Raw genomic sequence first — 1372 nt, forward strand, 5'->3', positions numbered from 1 at the left:
TCGAGACAGGCGCTGCGGGCGCAGGGTTCGGTGGCTGCGCCGTCACCAGCGGGCGAAGGGCGGCGTGCGGGGCATAGACGCCGTGGAAGCTGGTGAGGTGCGTCTTCGCAGGCGGCGCCAGCGACACCAGCCGTCGCACCAACTGCTCCGCCGTGACGATGAAGGCCCGTGCCGCCTTGTGCTTCGGGGTGTACTCGTACCGGCCGTCTTCGAGGCGACGCAGCCTCGACTCGGCCACCGGCCCGCGGGCTCCGTACCTGGCGAGCCGCTCGAGTCCCTGTCTGTCATTGCCATGCACGGCGGTGTCAGCGTGGAGCGAGAAGCCGTGCGCGACGGCCACGCGACGACGTCTCGCCGTCGGAGGCAGCTCGAGGCCGAGCGGCCGCTGCAGGGACTCCCGCTGGCCCTTCTCGTATTCGTCTTCCGGCCACGCCGCGTCGAGGTCCGCGAAGTCCTTCTTCGCCTGCCGCAGCACCCGGGCCAGCACGGCAGCGACGTCGTCGTCCGACGGTGGAGCCACCTCCACCGCCTCGCTCGCCGTCCCCGCGGGCTTCGTTTGCTCTCCCAACGACGTCGTCCTCCACTGCGCCTCCGGCACCAGCACATGCAGGTGCGGCGTCAGCTGCAACATCGAGCCGAACCACTGCGTGAAGACGACGGCGCCTCCCTCGAGAGGCGCCGTCACGCCCTGCCTCCGCGCCTCGCGCCGCTGCCACCTCCACACCGCCCGAACCAGCCTCACCTCGAGCCGCTTCAGCAGCACCGGCTTCTTCACCACCTGGAAGCGCAACGTGAAGGGCAGGCTGAGCGTCCACTGCCGATGCCCGACGTGCGGAAGGAGCGCTGCCAGTCGTACGCCCGTCTCCACTGCGCGCCGGTTGGTGCACGACGGGCACCAACCCCGCCCCTTGCAGCTGAACGCCACCAGCCGTGACGTCTCACAGTCCTCGCACGCCACCTCCACGAAGCCGTACCGCACCTCTCCGCACCGCTGGTACGCCGCCGCTTCGCGCCTCACCCGCCGGGGGACTGACTCGCACACCGCCGGCCAGCCCTCGTCGAAGGCCCGCCGCACCAGTGACTGCTCCGGCGCCCGTCGCCGCTCCTCGCCCACCCCGCCCACCAGCCCTGCGTACTCCTCACCCCTGACAGCCCCCTGGGCCGGGTGACGACCGTCTCGAGCAGGCCGTTGATGCGCTCAGCCAGGCGCCCGTCGCGGGCGACTCGTCGACTCCTCAGGGCGTCTTCGGGTCGGGCCGCTGCCGCAGGAACACCCACAGCGCCGCGGGCAGCGCCGTGAAGTCGGCCAGCATCGAGAACCCGAACGCGATGGCGCTGACGATGCCGAACTGGCGCATGGGCGGCAGGTTCG

The 1372-nt window shown here is 71.5% G+C and carries 1 protein-coding gene; it reads right to left on the minus strand.

Annotated elements, in window-relative coordinates; translation table 11 throughout:
- The coding region (locus Q8S38_RS21205; RefSeq protein ID WP_465247604.1) for a transposase at positions 1-979 on the minus strand (979 nt) is incomplete at its 3' end.
- Between the last annotated feature and the right edge of the window lie 393 nt (positions 980-1372).

Origin of the sequence: Allobosea sp. (assembly GCF_030695125.1) — a bacterium.
In the GTDB taxonomy this organism is placed as follows: domain Bacteria; phylum Pseudomonadota; class Alphaproteobacteria; order Rhizobiales; family Beijerinckiaceae; genus Allobosea.